The following is an 18611-nucleotide window of genomic DNA, read 5'->3' on the forward strand; positions in this document are numbered from 1 at the left end:
CGGGTAAGCCGTCTTCGGCGCAGGTCGTGGTGTTCGATCCCAACAACTACGCGCAGAACGTGCTGACGGCCGCTCGCGCGTTGCAGCAGATCAATAATCAGATCACGTCGCTGCAGAATCAGGCCCAGTCCCTGATCAACCAGGCGAGGAACCTCGCCAACCTGCCGTTCTCGTCATTGCAACAGCTTCAGCAATCAATCCAGCGCACCCAACAGCTTCTGAACCAGGCGCAGCGGATCGCGTACGACGTCGGGCAGATCAACAACGCGTTTTCCACGACTTACGCGCCGGCATCGGCGTCCGTATCCAACCAGGCGCTGATATCAAACGCGCAATCCCGCTGGCAGACGTCAGTCGCAGCACTTCAGGACGCACTCAAAGTGCAAGCCGGTGTTGTCGGAAATCTCGACACCAACCGTACCCAGATGTCGGCGCTGGTGACGTCGAGTCAATCGGCCACGGGTGCCCTCCAAGCAACGCAGGCTGGCAATCAGCTCGTCGCTCTGCAAGCCCAGCAACTCGCTGACCTCACCGCGGCTGTTGCGGCTCAAGGACGGGCACAGAGCCTCGAAGCAGCCCAGCGTACCACCGCGCAGGATCAGGGCAGGGAGCAGCTCCGTCGCTTCCTCCTACCTGGCGTCGGCTACCAGCCCACTACTGTTCAGATGTTCCACTAATGATGCCGCACCTCACACCTCGCCAGTTCGCGCGGATCGCAGCCGTCGGCTTTGTCGTGTTGATCGTCGCGTTAACGATCGTGCAGAGCCGGCATAGCGAACAGACCGTCGTTGTTGCGCCGCTTGAGCACCGCGACGCGGAGACGCTCGTCGAAGAACTCGCTCGCTGCCGAACGATCACATCCGATGAAACCGCTGCGCTCGAGGCCTGCCGGCGGACGTGGGCCGAGAACCGTCGTCAATTCTTTGGGTCGGCGCCATCTCCGCAGTCGCCAGCCGATCCGGTCCTGAAGGCGCTCGGCGCGCCGGAGAAGAGCCAGGACCGGGTCGTGCCACGCGAAGTTGAACCTCAACAAGGCGAGGCACGCTGATGGGCGGCACCGGCGTTATCGATAACTTTCTCTCGGTCTTCACCAATTATATCGATTCTGGATTCGGGTTGCTCAGCGGTGAGGTGGCATTCCTCGCCACAACGCTTGCAGCGATCGATATCACTCTCGCGGCGATATTCTGGAGCTGGGCTGCGGACGAAGACATCATTGCCCGGCTGGCGAAGAAGACGCTGTTCGTCGGCGTATTCGCCTACCTGATCGGTAACTGGAACAATCTGGCCCGCATTGTCTTCGAGAGCTTTGCCGGACTTGGCCTCAAGGCGTCCGGCACCGGCATGTCCACCTCGGATTTCCTGAGCCCCGGCCGGGTCGCACAGGTCGGAATTGATGCCGGACGCCCGATCCTCGATTCGATCTCCGGCTTGATGGGCTACATCAGCTTCTTTGAAAACTTCGTTCAGATCACAGTTCTGCTGTTCGCCTGGATCGTGGTGCTGCTGGCGTTCTTTATCCTGGCAATCCAACTCTTTGTCACCCTGATCGAATTTAAGCTGACCACGCTCGCTGGCTTCGTGCTGATTCCGTTTGGCCTGTTCGGAAAAACCGCGTTCGCCGCCGAACGTGTGCTCGGCAACGTCATCTCGTCGGGTGTCAAGGTGCTGGTGCTTGCCGTCATCGTCGGTATCGGCTCGACTTTATTCTCCCAGTTTACAACGGGATTCGCGGGCAATCAGCCAACCATCGAAAGTGCCATGTCCATGGTGCTGGCGGCGCTCTCGCTGTTGGGCCTAGGCATTTTTGGCCCCGGTATCGCCAACGGCATTGTCTCCGGAGGTCCGCAACTCGGCGCCGGCGCCGCAATCGGTACGGGCGTCGCTGCGGGTGGCGTGGTTGCCGCGAGCGTTGCTGGTGCCGGGCTTGCTGCGGGAGCAGCAGGTGGAGCACTGGCTGGTGCTAGCAGAGGCAGTGCGTCAGTTGTCGCTGCAGCTTCAAATACCGCCAGCCCTCTCCCTCGTACTGCAGGTGCAATGTCGAGTGCGGTTACGCAAGGGCACGGTGCAACTTCCAGCGGGTCACCTTCTGCCAGCGGGCCGCCACCATGGGCAACGCGCATGAAGCGCGCGCAGACCATGAGCCACGGCGCCTCCGCGGCAACCCATTCTGTTCGCTCCGTCGATCATGCCGGTGGCGGTGCGTCCGTCGATCTCTCCGAAGGTGAAAGCTGATGTTCAAACGTCCCTCCGTTCGCTACGGGCGTATGCCTGAGCCCGAAACTCCCTATCAGAAGGCAGCACAAGTCTGGGATGAGCGTATTGGCTCAGCCCGCGTTCAGGCCAAGAACTGGCGACTGATGGCATTCGGCTGTCTGATGCTATCGGGCGGTCTTGCGTCAGGTCTCGTTTGGCAATCCCTCCGCGGCACGGTGACGCCGTGGGTAGTCCAGGTCGATCATCTCGGTCAGGCCCAGGCCGTAGCGCCGGCCGACGGCAGTTATCAGCTGACCGATCCCCAGATCGCGTTCCACCTGGCGCGCTTTATCGAGGACGTGCGTGGATTGCAAGCCGACGGCATCGTGCTGCGCCAGGACTGGCTGCGCGCCTACGACTTCACCACGGACCGTGGCGCCGCCGCGCTCAACGATTATGCGCGCACCAACGACCCTTTCGTCAATTTGGGCAAGCTGCAGATTTCGATCGAGGTCACCAGCGTCATCCGCGCTTCACCGGCCTCGTTCCGCGTCGCCTGGATCCAGCGCTCTTATGAAAACGGCAGCCTGAGCGCGACCGAGCGCTGGACCGCAATCCTCACCGTCGTGATCGATACGCCGCGCGATGCCGATCGCCTGCGCAAGAATCCTCTTGGGGTTTACGTCAACGCCATCAACTGGTCGAAGGAGCTGGGGCAATGAGATCATCTTCTATTCGCAAAACCGCATTGCCGGTTCTGTTGTTTTCGGTTTCCGCGCTTGCCGGCTGCGCTGTTCCGTTAAAGCCCCCGCCAGCGATCTCCTATGACGACGCAGAGCCGGCCGTGCAACTCGCCGATCCGCCCAAGCCGGTCGAAGTTGTCGAAATGCCAAAGCTGTTGCCGCTTCCTGGCCAACTCAAGCCGCTGCACGGCGCGCCTTCGAAGCCGGAGTCTGGCGATCCCCGTAAACGGGTCGAGAAAGCCAATGCCGCGGCCCGGGTGCAGCCGACTCGCAACGGCTACGTCAACGCGGTGCAAGTCTACCCATTCTCGCCGGGCGCGCTCTATCAGGTCTATGCCGCGCCGGGACAGGTGACGGATGTCGCCCTGCAGGAGGGCGAGCAACTGGTCGGTTCCGGCCCGGTCGCGGCCGGGGATACGGTGCGCTGGATCATCGGCGACACCGAGAGCGGGGCCGGCCGTGCGATGTGTAATGCCGAGAATGTGCCCGATCTCCCGGGCAGACTTGCCCTGCGCCGCCCATTCGAGGCATTCAAATTCGCGAGGTGATAAAGACACGCCGTCGACGACCCGATCAGGAGACAGTTTGCGTCGAACATGCGAGTGAAAATAGATCGCCATAAGCTGAAGCACGTGTCTTTGCGCTTCGACATGTCGAGAGAAGGCGGTACCGCGATGCTCGTCTGCCGCAAAAGTAACAGCAGCGATCGGACCACGACCATCGTGGATAGGAATTGTAAAGCCACACGCGATGCCAAATCCAGCGGCGTCCTCGAATAATTCCCGCTGCGGACGTGATAGGTGGCTCGCCCTCGAGTTGAGCCCCCATTGAAAGGGCTCGGTATCTTCGAGGGCCTGAGCTATCACGGGATCAAAGCGTTCGTAGCGGTTTTTTAAATACCGCGCCGTCCAGGTAGACGGATATGTCGATATCAGTTGCGGAGAGCCACTTTTTCGGCCGGGTAAGCATAGATAGGCGAAACAAGACAGGTCCAGTGCTTGAGTCGCCTCTATCATGCTTTCCCGAAGCGCCGTTACATCGGTGCTTTCGGAGAGACGATCGATGTAGGTCTGAAAGATGCGGTGCATTTCGATACAATATGGATAAGGCTAGATGGCCGTGCCCAATTAGCTGAGCCCAATCGCCGATTTATCTATATTCCGACCGCTTCGTAGCGTGCAGCGATTCTCCTGAGTGCGATTACATAGGCCGCCGTGCGCAGATCGACGATTCCTTTGTCTCCGTTCCAGAGCTCAGACATCTCGCGGTAAGCGCTCCGCATCTTCTCTTCCAATCCCGAGCGGACAAGATCGATTTCCCGACCACCGGCCAGAACACTCTCGAAATCGGCTCGGGGAAACTTGAGACCGGTCATCTTTTCCACAGCGGCTGCAAGCGTTAGAGCCTCATGCTGCCGCCGACGTCGCTCCATCAGGCCGAAGGCCATATGGGTGATGTTTTTAACCCATTCGAAATAGCTGACGGTGACGCCACCGGCATTGGCAAACAGATCCGGAATGATGATTTTACCTCTCCGACGAAGTTCTCGATCAGCCTCGAATGTCACTGGACCATTGGCTGCTTCTGCGACGATCTTCGCCCTTATGTCCGCGGCATTGTCGATGTTGATGACACCTTCGAGGGCGGCAGGCACAAGGATATAGCAATCGAGCTTTAACAGGGCATCGCCGTCAGTCAAGAATCGCCCGCCCCGAAAGCCTGCAAAGCTCTTCGCCTCGTCAAAATGCTCCTTCAAATGAACTACGTTTATGCCGTCTGGTTGCAAGACCGCCCCGTTCTGTTCAAGAACTGCGACAATTTTGCATCCGTCCTCGGCGAGGAACTTGGCGACGTGCCAACCGACGTTTCCGAAGCCCTGAACCACCACCGAGCGGCCATTCAGGGTTGAGGGAAGACCGGTACGTGCCAAGTCGATCGGAGTGTTGAAGAACTCGCGAAGCGCGAATTGCACTCCTCGGCCCGCGGCCTCCCCCAGCTTCAGCTTACGTTCGAACGGTTGAACAACAATCTGCGGGTGACGGTGCCGTGATGGCGTGACCCACGCTCTCTCTTGAGATCGTCGCCTTTGTTCGGCGCGCCGCTGGCGTGGAGGCTTTAATCGAAGACGCCCTTCGTCCCGACACCTCCAGGTCGATCACGGCCGGAGCGAATTGCAATCTCGCATGTGTCGCGGCTCCGAATATTGCCCCCTTTCGGCGTCCCACATTAGCCTTGGGTGCCGATTGGGAGTCAAAAGCCACGCCGATCCACAGTCGAACGGCGATTTACCATTCTTGAGCGCCAGAAGCGCCCACGCTGCAGCTATCGCAAATGGAAGCCACACTTCCCGGAAAATACGGGACAACAGGGGTTTGTGTTTTGCCCAAAAGGATTTCATCTGCGCTTTCGCAGGAATCGCTTGTGGAGATGAGCTGGTTGCCGCGCGGTGTTTCCTCGGGCGTACGCGCATACTTGAACTTGTGGTCGGGTGAGTAGACCTGCCGATCTGCACCGTTCGGCATTGTGCTGGTGCAGACTGCGACGGTCCAGCACGAGATGCACAAGCATCAACGACCATCACACGAGCTTTCCACGGATTGAACTGGGCAACATTAACCACGCCTGATGATCGGTGACTCAGGCCTGCGCGCCTCCCTTGATCGGCATCACCTTCTTGGGATCGAGCCAGTAGTCGATCCGATCAGCCCAATGCTGCATCAGCTTTGTGCGCGAGCCGATCAGCGCGAGCGGTCCGTGCTTTTTGTAGAGCCCTTCCACCGTAGAGTTATCGAGATGCGCGAGCTGCAGCTCGACGACATCGCCATCCCATGCCTTGGCGTCCTTGATCTCTTCGTGGTGAGATAGGGTCGAGAAGGTGGTCCGGAATCCGTGGGCACAATGATCTGTCTTGGTGTCAATGCCAAGCAGCCGCAAGCGCTTGTTGAGCGTGTTGTTTGATAGCGGTGCGTCCTTCGAGCAGGAAAACGCGTACCGGCGATGCCCGGTCAGCTTCTGAACGCTGCGCAGGATTGCTACTGCCTGGCGTGACAAAGGCACGACATGGTCCCAACCGGTCTTCATTTTGACGGCTGGAATAGTCCAGCGTTCGGCATCCCAATCGACCTCGCTCCACTCCATTTCATTGACCATGCCGGGGCGGGGAATGGTCAGCGCATCGAAGCGCAAGGCAAGGCCGACAACGTCACTAAACCTCGCTCTCGTCCACGGTGCGCTGATGAGCTTGAACACGCGCGTCACGTCGCGTGGTTCGGTGACGCCGGGACGCGGCGTCGAAATGTTGGCAATCATCTGCCCATTCAGGTTGCGGAATGGATTGTAGCCGTCGCCTTCGGCGTCGGCATAGTTGCAGATTTGCTCACCGATGCTGCGCACGCGGTCGCGGTCCAGCTTTCCCTCGGCTTCGTATGAACGCATGAACGCGAGCACGTCCGGACGCTTGATGTCCTCCCTACACAGCTTGCCGAAGCGAGCCTTGACGTAGCCGACGCGCAGCTCGAGCACCTCGATGGTCTTGGGGTCGCGCACCGCGACGATCCTGCCGCGTTTGACTTTCTCCACCTTCTTCTTCGCAAGCCACTCGTCGGCCCATTGCTCGAAAAGGCCGGGCGGCCGCCTGCCTGTGCTTGTCGAGCTGCTTCTCGGTGCTCGGGTCTTTGCCTTCCTTGAGCAGGTCTTTGGCCTTGTCGCGCTCGCGCCGCGCGTCGGCGAGTGAGAACGTGCCATCCTTGCCGCTGCCGTAAGGGCCGATGGAGTAGGTTTTCTGACGGCTGTGGAAGCGGTAGCCCATCCGCCAGAGCTTGGAGGCAGCGTTGCCGGGCCTGCTCTCGTCCGGCGTGACGAAGAGATAGAGACCGCCGCCGGTCACGTCGGAAATCTTGGCGGGGCTCCAGGCGTCCTTGTCGAATTTCGGTCGGGCAGCGCGGCAGTCGACGTCGGTCCTGATCTGCTTGGGGTTGGCGCACGCGCCATCGTTCTTGCGGGCCATCTGCTCAATTCCCTTCGGTCGGAATAGCGAAAGTCGCCGTGAACGTTTGTTCTCCCCGATACCAACAAAAATACCAACAAATCGGACGGCTGGGATCGGATGAGAACAAACGGTGACGAACACCGCTGAAGTGCCTATTTTTCAAGGGTTTCCGAGCACTTCGCGGACGGTTGCGGACGCTTTAGAACGGGTTTGAACAGCCTAGTTGGTGCCCCTGTAAGGTACTGGCTATGGACGAGCCGACCGCTCTTCCCAAACCAGATCGAAGGAGATGTCCCGTGACCAATTTCAATCTTGTGGTGCTCTACGTCCAGGATTCAGGTGCCAGTGCCGCCTTCTACCAAACGCTTCTGGAGCGCAATATTGTGCAATCTTCGCCCAAATTTTCGGTGTTGCCACTTGATGGGGGAGCCATGCTGGGGCTTTGGCAGCGCGAGGACGTCGAACCGCGCGCCGGCAACGAATCCGGTGGCGGCGAAATTGCGTTTACCGTCGCCGATGCCGACGCGGTACGTGCAACCCATGAGGCGTGGAAAGCGCGTGGCGCCAAAATCGCGCAGGCTCCGACCAAGCTGCCTTTCGGGCACACGTTCGTCGCCCTCGACCCCGACGGACACCGCTTGCGGGTCTTCGCGCCGCCGGCGTGATGGACGCGTATAAGGACACCGCTGAAAAGGACCGATCGGGAAGCGCGCCTGCTGCCGTAGGCGCGCTTCCCGACCTGATTGATCGGGACGAGCTAATACACCCTGTCGCCTCGTTGTCGCACAGCACTGCTATCTGCCCTTTTACAAGACAGGGTGTCTGATTCGAATTCAGACCCATCGGGTGCGGAATGGGGGCATTCCGTTTCAAGCAGAGCGATCGGCCCATTAGGGCGCGAGGCCGGCGCAACTGTGTCCATGTGAACGTCATCGCGCTGTCACGGGATTGTGTTAGGTGCCTTCCATGGGAAGTGACTCGATGAGTGAGGAGAGCCCCGAAAGGCGCTTCCGCACTTTGTTTATCTCCGACGTCCACCTCGGCGCCCGCGGCTCGCAGGCCGAACGATTGCTGGACTTCCTTCGCGTCCACGACGCCGACACCATCTACCTGGTCGGCGATATCGTCGATGGCTGGGCGCTGAAATCCAACTGGCACTGGCCGCAATCGCACAACGACTTCGTGCAGAAGATGCTGCGCAAGGCGCGCAAGGGCGCCAAGGTCATCTACGTGCCCGGCAATCACGACGAGTTCCTGCGGAACTATTACGGCACCCATTTCGGCGGCATCGATGTCGTCGAAAACACCATCCATACCGGGGTCGATGGCCGGCGTTACCTGGTCATTCACGGCGATATCTTCGACCTCGTGGTGCAGAACGCGCGCTGGCTCGCCCATCTCGGCGACAAGGCCTATGATTTCGCGATCCAGATGAACCGCCTGGTCAACTTCTTCCGCCGCGCCTTCGGCGTGCCCTATTGGTCGCTGTCGCAATGGGCCAAGCAGAAGGTGAAGAACGCGGTCAATTATATCGGCGCGTTCGAAAAAACGCTCGCCGCCGAAGCCCGCCGCCACGGCGCCGATGGCGTGATCTGCGGCCACATCCATTACGCCGTGATCCGTGACGATGACGGCATCCGCTACATGAATTGCGGCGACTGGGTCGAGAGCTGCACCGCGCTGGTCGAGCATGAAGACGGCCGCTTCGAAATCATCACCTGGACCGATCCGTTACGCCGGCTGGCGCCAGTGCCTGCCGTGACGGCGCGCGCCGCCTGATGCGGATCCTGGTCGCGACGGATGCGTGGCACCCCCAAGTCAACGGGGTGGTTCGCACGCTCGCGATGATGGCGGAAGCGGCGAAAGAATTCGGCGACGAGGTCTCCTTCCTCACGCCGGAATCGTTCCGCACCTTCGCGATGCCGAGCTATCCTGATTTGCGGCTGGCGCTGCCGGGCCCGACCAAGACCGCGCGACTGATCGAGGCGGCGCGGCCCGACAGCATTCACATCGCGACCGAAGGGCCGATCGGGCTATTGGTGCGGCGCTACTGCCGCAAGCACGGTCTCGCCTTTACCACCAGCTTTCACACCCGCTTCCCGGAATACATCTCGGCGCGGTTGCCGATTCCCGAATCCTGGATATGGGCCGCGCTGCGCCGCTTCCATGGCCCGAGCCAGGCCGTGATGGCGGCGACGCCTGCGCTCGCCACCGAGTTGCGCCAGCGCGGCTTTCGCAACGTGGTGCTATGGCCGCGCGGCGTCGATGCGAAACTGTTTCATCCTCGCGCCGTCGACCTCGGATTGCCGCGACCGGTGTTTGTCTGCGTCGGCCGGCTCGCGGTCGAAAAAAATCTCGAAGCCTTTCTCGATCTCGATCTGCCCGGAACCAAGCTGATTGTCGGCGATGGACCGGCGCGGGCATCACTGGCCCGCAAATACCCGCAAGCGGTGTTTCTCGGCGCGCGCCAGGGCGAAGAACTGGCGCAGGCTTATGCGGCCTCCGACGTCTTCGTGTTCCCGAGTCGGACCGACACGTTTGGCCTGGTGCTGCTGGAGGCCCTTGCCAGCGGCTTGCCGGTCGCGGCATTTCCCGTCACCGGTCCCCGCGACGTGATCGGCGCGGAACCGGTTGGGGTATTGGATGAAGATTTGCGCACTGCGTGCCTGCAAGCGCTGAAAATCGCGCCGCAAGCCTGCCTGGAGTTTGCCGCAAAACACACCTGGGAAGCCTCGGCGCGGGCGTTTGTCGACCAGATGGCCGACATCCGCCATGCCGATCCCGCCAGCGAGGCGGTCGAATTCGAGCCCGAGCACCCGAGTTTCGTCGCCTGAGCGCTTCGCGCCGCTTGCCGCTAGGGCCGCCGACGCGATAGAGTTCGGCATGACCGATCAAACCCAGGTTCCCCAATCTCTGCCCGTGACATCGGCCGATGTCGATGCCGCGGCAAAAGTGATCGCGCCGTTCGCGGTGCGCACGCCGTTGTTGTCGCCGTCGGTTCTCAGCGAGCGGGTCGGCGCCAGGGTGTTCCTGAAACCGGAGCTGCTGCAGCGGACCGGCTCGTTCAAATTCCGCGGCGCCTTCAACAAGCTGTCGTCGATCCCGATGAGTGCGCGCGGCGGCGGCGTGGTGGCGTTCTCGTCCGGCAATCACGCCCAGGGCGTGGCGGCGGCGGCGAAGATCCTGAACATGCAGGCGACCATCGTGATGCCCGCGGATGCGCCGCTGTCCAAGCGCGAACGCACCAAGGGCTATGGCGCCGAAGTCGTGCTGTACGAGCGCGCGGGGGAGGATCGCGAGGCGATCGCCGGCGAGATCGCCCGCAAGCGCGGCGCGACCATTGTGCCGCCCTATGACGACCCGCTCGTGATTGCCGGCCAGGGCACGCTGGGCCGCGAAATCGCCGAGGACATGGCCGCACTCGGCCTTGCGCCCGATATCGTGGTCGCGCCGGCCTCCGGCGGCGGCCTGATCGCGGGCGTGGCGACCGCGGTGAAGGCGCGGTTTCCGCAGGCCGCGATCATCGTCGCCGAACCGGAAGAATATAACGATCACGGGCTGTCGCTGCGCGCGGGCCATCGCGAAGCCCATCACGCCACCGGCCGCACCATCTGCGATGCGTTGATGGCCGCGATACCCGGCAAGATCACGTTCTCGATCAACAGCCAGTTGCTGGCGCAGGGCGTCACCGCCTCCGAGGACGAGGTGAGGGCGGCCGTCGCCTTTGCCTATCGCGAGCTAAAACTCGTGGTCGAGCCCGGCGGCGCCGTCGGCCTCGCAGCGCTTCTCGCGGGCCGGATCGACGTGCAAGGCAAGAACGTCGTGATCGTGCTGTCCGGCGGCAATGTCGATGCGGATCTGTTCGCGCGGCTGGTGGCGTAATTAGAAACGTCATTGCGAGGAGCACTTGCGACGAAGCAATCCAGTCCTTGCTTGTTGTTCTGGATTGCTTCGCTGACGCTCGCAATGACGGTGCTGCTACGAAAACAGCGCGATCTTCTCGATTTGGCTGAGGCGCCGGATCGCGGCCAGCGGATCGGGGCCTGTGGTCGTGGGCATTCGCAATAGTCCATTGGCGATCAGGGTCGCGCCGAGCGAAGGTTCGGGTTCAGGCTCGAATGCAGGCTGAGGCGGAGCAGCAGCGGGCGGCTCGATGGCCGGCGCGATCTGCGGCGCGACCAACGTCTCTTCCGTGACCGACGTCTCCTCCGCGACCAACATCTCCTCGGCGGCTTGCTCCGGTGGTTCCCAGGAGATTTCTTCTGCCGTCGATGCGATCATCGCGGGCTCGGCAGCCGGCGAATCTGCAAGCTGGGTCTCATAGCCGTCGATATCCGCATCGCCATCCTCATCGGATGGATCATAGGCGGACATTTCGGCCGCGATCATGTCGAGTACCGCCTCGTCCTGCGCGTCGGCGTCCTCGGCGCTGACGTCGGCCGCTTCGGCGACTTGCTCGCTGGCCTCAGGGTGCGTTTCGGCGATGGCCTGCGCGGTGGCAACGGGCGCTTCGACCGGCACGGTCTCGGCCGATAGCGCCTGCGTGTCGGCGACAGCTTGGGCGACATCTGGGAGTGGCTGGGCCGGCTCGATATCGGCGGCAGGCATTTCGCTCGATGGCGCAGGCGAGGGCGATGCCGTGGCCTCCACGCTAGCCTCTGCGGGGGTATCGGCAGACGCCTCGTCGCTTTCGTCAAATGCCGCGATGCTGTTGCCGATCAGGTCGAACGCTGAGCCCAATGCGGCGTGCGGGTCAGCCGACGAAATGTCGCCGCAGCTGGCCTCGATGGCGCTGACCTGCGAATCCAACAGATCGCAAATCCGGCCGTCGGCGCCGATCTCGCGCCAGCGCCAGGAGATTTCCCGAATCACCCGCGCGCCCTTGCGCACCGGCGCCAGATGCTGCTCCAGCGCGAGGCCGTCGATCGCGGCCGTGGCGGCCACTCTGGCCTCGCTCAGTGCGGCCTTGATGGCGGCGATCGCATCGCTAAGCCCGGTGTCGGGCACCGGTTCGGGCTCCGGCTGCTTCTGGGCGGCGAGCGATTGTTCGATTTTAGCGACCGCGTCGAGCACCATGCGGGTGTCGGCGTTGCGGTTGCGCTTGGCATATTCGCCGAGAAACCAGCGGCCCCGCGACGTCTCCATGAAGGCTTCGCTGATCGCGTCGTAATCTTCCTCGCGCGGCTGGGCCGCGCGGGCGGAGATCGGCGATAGGGCAAATGCTTCGTCGGCCATGCTAAACTCATCGCGCAAATCACCGCGCGTTACGTTAACGATCACCACGATCTCAAGCGAATCGCAATTGAATTGATGCCTGCCGAATCACAAATCCCCATCGCATCGCCGAATCAGGTCAGGCGATTCGCGCGCTGGCTGAGCCTGTTCTACGGCACTACGTTCGGCCTCGGCGGCACCTATCTGCCGTTCTTCCCGGTGTGGCTGAAGGCCATCGGCATCGATCCGTCATGGATCGGCATGATCGCTGCGGCCCCCGCGGTGACGCGGTTCACCGTGCTGCCGTTTGTCACCGGCTTGGCCGAACGACATCGCGCGGTGCGCGGCGCGATGATCGCAACCGCCTTCGCAACCGCGTCCGGATTTCTCCTGATCGGCACCCAGCACGCGCCACTCGCGGTATTTCTGCTGTTTGCGCTCACCGCATCGGTATGGACGCCGATGGTGCCGCTGACTGATGCCTATGCGTTGCGCGGCGTGGCGCGCTACGGCCTCGATTACGGGCCGGTGCGGTTGTGGGGCTCGGTGGCCTTCATCCTGGGCGCGCTGGTATGCGGGCTCTTGGTCGATATCATCGCGGCCCGGCACCTGATCTGGGTGATCGGCGCGATGGCTTCGCTCGGCGCTGTGATCGGCCTTGGGTTGCAGCCGCTGGATCAGCCGAAGAGGGCGCCAAGCGAGCTTCACGGCGCGCGCGCGCTGCTGCGCGATCCCGGCTTTTGCGCCATCATCCTGGCTTCCGCGCTGATTCAGGGCAGCCACGCCGCTTATTATGCGTTCAGTTCGATCAGTTGGCAGGCCGGCGGTCTCAGCGGGCTGACGATTGCGGGATTGTGGGCGCTCGGCGTCATCGCCGAAATCGTGGTGTTCGCGCTGTCGCCGCGATTTACGCTGGCGCCATCGATCCTGGTCGTGGTCAGCGCCTTGAGCGCGGTTGCACGCTGGACCTTGACCGCGCAGGAGCCGCCGATCGCGCTCCTCGCTCTGATCCAGCTTTCGCATGGGTTGACCTTCGGGCTGACCCAGGTCGGCATCATGAGCCTCTTGGTCTATCGCGTCCCCGGCCATATGATGGCGAGGGGGCAGGGCTACCTCGCGGCTTGTTCCGGTATCGTCAGCGCCAGCGCATCTATCCTCTCGGGCGCGGTCTATGCGCGATACGGCCAGGGAGTTTATTACGTCATGGCCGCGATGGCGTTGTCAGGCGCGGTCGTGATGTGGTTCGCCCGGCGCCGGCTGGCGGATCATCCCGCCAGCGATCATCCCCAGAGCGTTGCCTCCGGCGGATAGACCAGGCTGCCGTCGTAGCGCAATCCGCCGTCGCGGTCGCGCTTGAGCAGCAGCGGACCGTCGAGATCGACAAATCGCGCCGCGCCGGCCAACAGCATTGCCGGCGCCATCGCCAGCGAGGTCGACACCATGCAGCCGACCATGATGTCGAATCCGAGCGCGCGCGCCGCATCCGCCATCTCGAGCGCTTCGGTCAGTCCGCCTGTTTTGTCGAGCTTGATGTTGATCGCATCGTAGCGCTCGCGCAGTCCCGCCAAGGTCGGGCGATCGTGCACGCTTTCGTCGGCGCAGACTGCCAGCGGCCGCTTGATCTTCGCCAGCGCTTCGTCGCGGCCGGCCGGCAGCGGCTGTTCCACACAAATGACGCCGGCTGCTGCGCATTCGGCGAGATGTTGTTCCAGATTGTCCGGCGTCCATGCCTCGTTGGCGTCGACGATGAGTTCACAATCGGGTGCGGCCTGGCGCACGGCCTTGATTCGCGCGCCGTCGCCATCGCCGCCGAGCTTGATCTTGAGCAGCCGCCGGTGCGCGGCCTCGGCCGTCGCCGCCGCCATCGCCTCCGGCGTTCCGAGCGAGATGGTATAGGCGGTGGTGCAGGGGCGCGGGGCAGGGCGCCCCAGCATGTCCCAGACGCGCTGTCCGCTGGTTTTGGCTTCCAGATCGAGCCATGCGCAATCCAGCGCGTTGCGGGCCGCGCCCGCCGGCATCGCCTGCTGCAGCGCCTGCCGGTCGAGCCCGCGCCTCAACGCCTCCCGCATCGATTTGAGCGCGGCCAGTGTTGCCTCCGGCGTCTCGCCATAGCGCGGATAGGGAACGCATTCGCCGCGTCCGGTCAGGCCGCCACGGCTGAGTTCCGCCACCACCGTCACCGCCTCGGTCTTGGCGCCACGGCTGATCGTGAAGGAACCGGCGATCGGCCAGCGTTCGATTCGGGCGGAAAATTTTAGATGGTGGCTGGAAGTCATTTTAATATCTGGCCAATTTCTGAACCGTATGCTTGCCCGGCGGGACTAAGTATGGCTGGGTACGGGCCGTTTCTACAAGCAGGCGGCGGCGTGGTGGGAACTTTCATCGTGATGATCAGAGCGTTTTCGAACAGGCGCGGGGAGCGGGCATCGTGAGCGGTGACCCGACACTGGAGCGCATTGCCCAGGGCAATGGCCTCGCGCTGTGCGCGGGCGGATCGTGGACCGCGCGCTTTGCGCCGCTGCTCGAGCCGCTGGTGGCCGATGCCGAAAAGCTGACCGGAAGCCGGCCCAATATTTTCATCGACGTCTCGCAGGTCGACAAGCTCGACACGTTCGGCGCCTGGCTGATCGAGCGGCTGCGCCGCAGCCTGACGCAAGGCGGCGTCGAGGCCAAGATCGCAGGGCTTTCGGACAATTATTCCAGCCTGGTCGATGAAGTGCGCCGGGTCAAAGTCGCACCCGCCGCCGGCACGACGTCGGTGACCATCACGGGGATGCTGGATCAGGTCGGCCGCAGCGTGGCCGGCTTCGGCACCACGATCGTCGAACTGGTCGACATGCTCGGTGCGGTTCTCGCCGCCAGCGGCAGGGTCTTGATTCATCCGACCAGCTTTCGCCTGACCTCGACCGTGCATCATCTCGAACAGGTCTGCTGGCGCGCGGTGCCGATCGTGGGCCTGATCACCTTCCTGATCGGCTGCATCATCGCCCAGCAGGGCATCTTCCATTTCCGCCGCTTCGGCGCCGACATCTTCGTGGTCGACATGCTGGGCGTGCTGGTGCTGCGCGAGATCGGCGTGCTGCTGGTGGCGATCATGGTGGCGGGCCGCTCGGGCAGCGCCTACACCGCCGAACTCGGCTCGATGAAAATGCGCGAGGAGATCGACGCGCTGCGCACCATGGGTTTCGACCCGATCGAGGTCTTGATCCTGCCGCGGATGCTGGCGCTGGTCATCGCGCTGCCGATCCTGGCCTTTATCGGCGCGATGGCGGCACTCTATGGCGGCGGGCTGGTGGCGTGGCTGTATGGCGGGGTCGATCCCGAAGCGTTCCTGCTGCGCTTGCGCGATGCGATCTCGATCGACCATTTCACCGTCGGCCTCATCAAGGCGCCGGTGATGGCGGCGGTGATCGGGCTCGTCGCCTGCGTCGAGGGGCTCGCGGTCGAGGGCAGCGCCGAATCGCTCGGAGCGCACACGACGTCTTCCGTGGTGAAGGGGATCTTCTTCGTCATCGTGATGGATGGCGTGTTTGCGATCTTCTTTGCGTCGATCGGAATGTGACATGACTCCAGTAAGTGACATGACATCAAAAAGCACCTTGGCGCCCGAAATTGCCCCTGAGATCTCCGACGCCATCATCCGGGTTCGCGATATCACCGTGCAGTTCGGTTCGACGCGCGTGCTCGACGGGCTCAATCTCGACGTCAAGCGCGGCGAAATCCTGGGCTTCGTCGGCCCGTCCGGCGCCGGCAAGTCGGTGTTGACGCGCACCATCATCGGCCTGGTGCCGAAGGTCGCGGGACACATTGAAGTGTTCGGGGTCGATCTCGATGCCGCGAGCACCCGCGAGCGGCGTGGCGTCGAGCGCCGCTGGGGCATCCTGTTCCAGCAAGGCGCGCTGTTTTCCTCGCTGACGGTGCGGCAGAATATCCAGTTCCCGGTGCGCGAATATCTCAACGTGTCGCAGCGGCTGCTCGACGAGATCATGGTGGCCAAGCTCGGCATGGTCGGCCTGCGTCCCGAAGTGGCCGACCGTTTCCCCTCAGAACTCTCCGGCGGCATGATCAAGCGCGTGGCGCTGGCGCGCGCGCTCGCGCTCGATCCCGAGCTTGTCTTCCTCGATGAGCCGACCTCGGGCCTCGATCCGATCGGCGCCGGCGATTTCGACGAGCTGGTCCGCACCCTCCAGCGAACTTTAGGACTGACGGTTTTCATGGTAACCCACGATCTGGATAGTCTTTATACCGCTTGCGATCGTATCGCCGTTTTAGGGAACGGTAAGATCATTGCCGCAGGATCGATGGCCGACATGCAGGCCTCGCAGCATCCCTGGTTGAGGTCCTATTTCCACGGCAAGCGTGCCCGCGCGGTCATGGGTTAGGGAACTTGGGTTAGCGAGCTTGGGTTAGGGAATCTGGGTTAGGCGAACTTTGCGATAGCGTTTGGGTTGGTAGGCCAGTGGCCTAATTAGTTTTCGGTACCGGAGTTGTTTTGATGGAAACGCGGGCGAATTACGTCCTGATCGGAACGTTCACGCTGGCAGTGATCGCCGCGGCGTTCGGCTTTGTGATGTGGTTTCAGAGCCTCCACACCACCAAGGCGCGCGCTCCGCTGCGGATCATCTTCGAAGGGCCGGCCTCCGGTCTGCGCAATGGCGGCAGCGTCAATTTCAACGGTATTAGGATAGGCGAAGTGATCTCCGTCAAGCTGGACAATCCACGCCGCGTGGTTGCGCTCGCCATGATCGAGAACAATGCCCCGCTCCGCAAGGACACCCTGGTGGGGCTCGAATTCCAGGGCCTGACGGGGGTCGCGGCGATTTCGCTCAAAGGCGGCCAGGAGGCCGCGCCGCCGGTGCCGCTGGATGAAGATGGCGTTCCGGTGCTGACCGCCGATCCCAACGCCTTGCAGGATGTGACCGAAGCGATCCGCGGCACGCTGCAGAACATCAACCGGGTGGTCGCCGACAACCAGCAGGCGGTGAAGAACTCGCTGCATAACCTGGAAACCTTCACTGCGTCGCTGGCGCGCAACTCCGACAAGATCGACAATGTCATGCTCAAGGTCGATGGCGTGATGTCCAAGGCCGATAGCCTGATGCTCGGGCTCGACACGTTGGCCGGCGGCAAGGACGGCGGCGAGCTGTTCCTGACGGTGAAATCGATCCGCGAACTGGCCGAGGATTTCGACAAGCGCTCAGGCGCCTTGATGACCGATGGCCGCCGTACGCTCGGCGATATCAGCCGCGCCGTGAACAATCTCGACAAGAATCCGACGCGGCTGTTGTTCGGCCCGTCCACCACCGCCTCGACCCCGGCGTCGACACCCGCGGCGACCGAGCGGAAGCGGCCGTAAACGCGGGCGTTACGGCCACGCTCCGACCGGCTTCACCAGCGGGATGAGATTAGATTGAGCCGCTCCGGCGCAAATCGGGTGAGGGCTCTTATACCAAACGAGAGGCCCTAACCCCTCACCCGGCGCGGAGCCTGTCAACGGGCGCGCATTCGCGCGACCCGTTGGCGCCGACCTCTCCCAATCGAAGTCGGATATATCCGACTTCGATCAATATGATGCCCAACTCGGGTAAACCCGAGTTGGGTGGGAGAGGTGAAGGGAAGTCACGGCCGATTCAATCAATCATCTTGATCCAGCCGTGCGGGTCGCGACCGCGTCATTTCCACTTATCGCAAAGATGGCTTCCGACCCCGCCGCTTTCGCCGGGTCTCGCCCGTCGGCATGTTGCGGCTATCACAGAGATAGAGGTCGAGACGTGAAGATGTACCTGGTTTCATTGGGCGCGGGCGTCCTCGTTGGCGTCATTTACAGCGTGTTGCAGGTTCGCTCGCCGGCGCCGCCGCTCATCGCACTCATTGGTCTGCTTGGCATGCTGTTCGGTGAGCAAGTCATCCCGGTCAGCAGGGCGCTTGTCGATCGGCCGGGATTTCTCCAGATGGGGACCCGGCCGGCGCAGGCCGACCGCACCGCGCACCATCCTGATGGCGGGTCGGGACACGACGATCGATCCGCGCCGCCGACGAAATGACTTGGCGCGCGCGTAACGATGGAACGGGAACGAGCTATGTCCAAAGCCTATCGCGAGATTCGAGATCTCACGTCGTCTAACCTTCGCAAGAGGGTGTGCATCGCGTTCAGCTATCCGACCATCTCTCAGGAGGAAATGCTGCCTTATGTCGCCGAACATCTGCGGTACATGGCAGCGCATGAGGATGAGATATTGATGTCGGGCCCCATCATCAAAGAGGGCCAGATTGTCGGCGAGGGCATCACCGTCCTTTTGACGGATAGTGAAGTGAAGGCCGCCGGATTCATGCGCCATGAACCGCTGGTCCGGCGAGGCTTGCGGCGTTTCGAGATCAAGACGTGGGAGCTGCGCGAAGGCACGTTGAACGTGGTCGCGAAACTTTCGGAGAGCAAGTTCACGCTTCGATGAGGCGAGGGGCTTCAGCTT

Annotated in this window: 19 protein-coding genes and 2 pseudogenes; 15 read left to right on the forward strand and 6 right to left on the reverse strand. The window is 62.4% G+C overall.

Annotated features, from left to right (window positions below; all coding sequences use genetic code 11):
- The 5 genes and pseudogenes from trbJ to GSQ88_RS15640 all read left to right on the forward strand — a co-directional run.
- Positions 1-677, forward strand: a 677-nt coding sequence (gene trbJ / locus GSQ88_RS15620) for a P-type conjugative transfer protein TrbJ (protein ID WP_159008932.1), incomplete at its 5' end; no start/stop codon positions are given.
- 2 nt (positions 678-679) lie between these two features.
- Positions 680-1048: a putative entry exclusion protein TrbK-alt gene (gene trbK-alt, locus GSQ88_RS15625; RefSeq protein WP_159008933.1), complete on the forward strand. Its 369-nt coding sequence runs from the start codon at positions 680-682 to the stop codon at positions 1046-1048.
- Complete coding sequence (trbL, locus tag GSQ88_RS15630; RefSeq protein WP_159008627.1) at positions 1048-2235, forward strand: P-type conjugative transfer protein TrbL; 1188 nt, start codon at positions 1048-1050, stop codon at positions 2233-2235. Before trbK-alt ends, trbL begins: the two co-directional genes overlap by 1 nt.
- The gene (gene trbF, locus GSQ88_RS15635; protein WP_159008628.1) at positions 2235-2918 is read left to right on the forward strand and encodes a conjugal transfer protein TrbF; all 684 of its coding nucleotides are present in this window, start codon (positions 2235-2237) and stop codon (positions 2916-2918) included. Before trbL ends, trbF begins: the two co-directional genes overlap by 1 nt.
- Positions 2915-3397, forward strand: a pseudogene (locus GSQ88_RS15640) (TrbG/VirB9 family P-type conjugative transfer protein); the annotation flags it as partial. The gene trbF and the pseudogene GSQ88_RS15640, both read left to right, overlap by 4 nt.
- Before the next feature lie 45 nt (positions 3398-3442).
- On the opposite strand, the pseudogene GSQ88_RS15645 reads toward GSQ88_RS15640, so the two are convergent.
- The 4 genes and pseudogenes from GSQ88_RS15645 to GSQ88_RS35675 form a co-directional block, all read right to left on the reverse strand.
- A pseudogene (locus GSQ88_RS15645) lies at positions 3443-4027 on the reverse strand (autoinducer binding domain-containing protein); the annotation flags it as partial.
- 65 nt (positions 4028-4092) lie between these two features.
- Positions 4093-4968, reverse strand: a complete 876-nt coding sequence (locus GSQ88_RS15650) for a glutamate dehydrogenase (RefSeq protein WP_349628222.1) — start codon at positions 4966-4968, stop codon at positions 4093-4095.
- A gap of 608 nt (positions 4969-5576) precedes the next feature.
- A complete protein-coding gene (locus tag GSQ88_RS15655; RefSeq protein WP_246784816.1) occupies positions 5577-6518 on the reverse strand; it encodes a tyrosine-type recombinase/integrase in 942 nt (313 codons plus the stop codon).
- The gene (locus GSQ88_RS35675; protein WP_246784817.1) at positions 6409-6945 is read right to left on the reverse strand and encodes an Arm DNA-binding domain-containing protein; all 537 of its coding nucleotides are present in this window, start codon (positions 6943-6945) and stop codon (positions 6409-6411) included. Before GSQ88_RS35675 ends, GSQ88_RS15655 begins: the two co-directional genes overlap by 110 nt.
- A gap of 278 nt (positions 6946-7223) precedes the next feature.
- On the opposite strand from GSQ88_RS35675, the gene GSQ88_RS15660 reads away from it, so the two are divergent.
- The 4 genes from GSQ88_RS15660 (at position 7224) to GSQ88_RS15675 (ending at position 10809) form a co-directional block, all read left to right on the forward strand.
- Entirely contained in the window at positions 7224-7592 is a 369-nt protein-coding gene (locus GSQ88_RS15660) for a VOC family protein (protein ID WP_174248025.1), read from the forward strand.
- 301 nt (positions 7593-7893) lie between these two features.
- The gene (locus GSQ88_RS15665) at positions 7894-8706 is read left to right on the forward strand and encodes a UDP-2,3-diacylglucosamine diphosphatase (RefSeq protein ID WP_159008631.1); all 813 of its coding nucleotides are present in this window, start codon (positions 7894-7896) and stop codon (positions 8704-8706) included.
- Positions 8706-9761 (forward strand): glycosyltransferase family 4 protein, encoded by a 1056-nt coding sequence (locus GSQ88_RS15670; RefSeq protein ID WP_159008632.1) that lies wholly within the window; start codon positions 8706-8708, stop codon positions 9759-9761. Before GSQ88_RS15665 ends, GSQ88_RS15670 begins: the two co-directional genes overlap by 1 nt.
- Positions 9762-9810: 49 nt before the next feature.
- Positions 9811-10809, forward strand: a complete 999-nt coding sequence (locus GSQ88_RS15675) for a threonine ammonia-lyase (RefSeq protein ID WP_159008633.1) — start codon at positions 9811-9813, stop codon at positions 10807-10809.
- Between the two features lie 96 nt (positions 10810-10905).
- On the opposite strand, the gene GSQ88_RS15680 is transcribed toward GSQ88_RS15675, so the two are convergent.
- Complete coding sequence (locus GSQ88_RS15680) at positions 10906-12162, reverse strand: prolipoprotein diacylglyceryl transferase (protein WP_159008634.1); 1257 nt, start codon at positions 12160-12162, stop codon at positions 10906-10908.
- A 75-nt stretch (positions 12163-12237) separates the two neighbouring features.
- Here GSQ88_RS15680 and GSQ88_RS15685 point away from each other — a divergent pair, with 75 nt between their 5' ends.
- Complete coding sequence (locus tag GSQ88_RS15685; protein WP_159008635.1) at positions 12238-13452, forward strand: MFS transporter; 1215 nt, start codon at positions 12238-12240, stop codon at positions 13450-13452.
- On the opposite strand, the gene dgcA is transcribed toward GSQ88_RS15685, so the two are convergent.
- Positions 13422-14417, reverse strand: a complete 996-nt coding sequence (gene dgcA, locus GSQ88_RS15690) for an N-acetyl-D-Glu racemase DgcA (protein ID WP_159008636.1) — start codon at positions 14415-14417, stop codon at positions 13422-13424. The two genes, GSQ88_RS15685 and dgcA, sit on opposite strands and share 31 nt — an antisense overlap.
- A gap of 152 nt (positions 14418-14569) precedes the next feature.
- Between dgcA and GSQ88_RS15695 the strand changes: the two genes are divergently transcribed.
- From GSQ88_RS15695 to GSQ88_RS15715, 5 genes are all read left to right on the forward strand, one after another.
- Positions 14570-15703: an ABC transporter permease gene (locus GSQ88_RS15695; RefSeq protein ID WP_159008637.1), complete on the forward strand. Its 1134-nt coding sequence runs from the start codon at positions 14570-14572 to the stop codon at positions 15701-15703.
- Between the two features lie 19 nt (positions 15704-15722).
- Positions 15723-16523 carry an ABC transporter ATP-binding protein gene (locus GSQ88_RS15700; protein ID WP_159008934.1) on the forward strand — a complete coding sequence of 267 codons (801 nt, stop codon included), beginning with the start codon at positions 15723-15725 and terminating at the stop codon, positions 16521-16523.
- Between the two features lie 113 nt (positions 16524-16636).
- Entirely contained in the window at positions 16637-17497 is an 861-nt protein-coding gene (locus GSQ88_RS15705) for an MlaD family protein (protein ID WP_159008638.1), read from the forward strand.
- 415 nt (positions 17498-17912) lie between these two features.
- Positions 17913-18185 carry a DUF1427 family protein gene (locus GSQ88_RS15710; protein WP_159008639.1) on the forward strand — a complete coding sequence of 91 codons (273 nt, stop codon included), beginning with the start codon at positions 17913-17915 and terminating at the stop codon, positions 18183-18185.
- 36 nt (positions 18186-18221) lie between these two features.
- Positions 18222-18593 carry a YciI family protein gene (locus GSQ88_RS15715; protein WP_159008640.1) on the forward strand — a complete coding sequence of 124 codons (372 nt, stop codon included), beginning with the start codon at positions 18222-18224 and terminating at the stop codon, positions 18591-18593.
- Positions 18594-18611: the final 18 nt, after the last annotated feature.

It is taken from the genome of Bradyrhizobium sp. S69 (genome assembly GCF_009766005.1).
In the GTDB taxonomy this organism is placed as follows: domain Bacteria; phylum Pseudomonadota; class Alphaproteobacteria; order Rhizobiales; family Xanthobacteraceae; genus Bradyrhizobium.

Excerpts from the sequence above, each read along its gene's own strand:
- trbK-alt (WP_159008933.1), top strand. The coding sequence starts at position 680 with ATGCCGCACCTCACACCTCGCCAGTTCGCGCGGATCGCAGCCGTCGGC.
- trbL (WP_159008627.1), top strand. The coding sequence starts at position 1,048 with ATGGGCGGCACCGGCGTTATCGATAACTTTCTCTCGGTCTTCACCAAT.
- trbF (WP_159008628.1), top strand. The coding sequence starts at position 2,235 with ATGTTCAAACGTCCCTCCGTTCGCTACGGGCGTATGCCTGAGCCCGAA.
- GSQ88_RS35675 (WP_246784817.1), bottom strand. The coding sequence starts at position 6,945 with ATGGCCCGCAAGAACGATGGCGCGTGCGCCAACCCCAAGCAGATCAGG.
- GSQ88_RS15665 (WP_159008631.1), top strand. The coding sequence starts at position 7,894 with ATGGGAAGTGACTCGATGAGTGAGGAGAGCCCCGAAAGGCGCTTCCGC.
- GSQ88_RS15670 (WP_159008632.1), top strand. The coding sequence starts at position 8,706 with ATGCGGATCCTGGTCGCGACGGATGCGTGGCACCCCCAAGTCAACGGG.
- GSQ88_RS15675 (WP_159008633.1), top strand. The coding sequence starts at position 9,811 with ATGACCGATCAAACCCAGGTTCCCCAATCTCTGCCCGTGACATCGGCC.
- GSQ88_RS15680 (WP_159008634.1), bottom strand. The coding sequence starts at position 12,162 with ATGGCCGACGAAGCATTTGCCCTATCGCCGATCTCCGCCCGCGCGGCC.
- GSQ88_RS15685 (WP_159008635.1), top strand. The coding sequence starts at position 12,238 with ATGCCTGCCGAATCACAAATCCCCATCGCATCGCCGAATCAGGTCAGG.
- dgcA (WP_159008636.1), bottom strand. The coding sequence starts at position 14,417 with ATGACTTCCAGCCACCATCTAAAATTTTCCGCCCGAATCGAACGCTGG.
- GSQ88_RS15700 (WP_159008934.1), top strand. The coding sequence starts at position 15,723 with ATGACATCAAAAAGCACCTTGGCGCCCGAAATTGCCCCTGAGATCTCC.
- GSQ88_RS15705 (WP_159008638.1), top strand. The coding sequence starts at position 16,637 with ATGGAAACGCGGGCGAATTACGTCCTGATCGGAACGTTCACGCTGGCA.
- GSQ88_RS15715 (WP_159008640.1), top strand. The coding sequence starts at position 18,222 with ATGTCCAAAGCCTATCGCGAGATTCGAGATCTCACGTCGTCTAACCTT.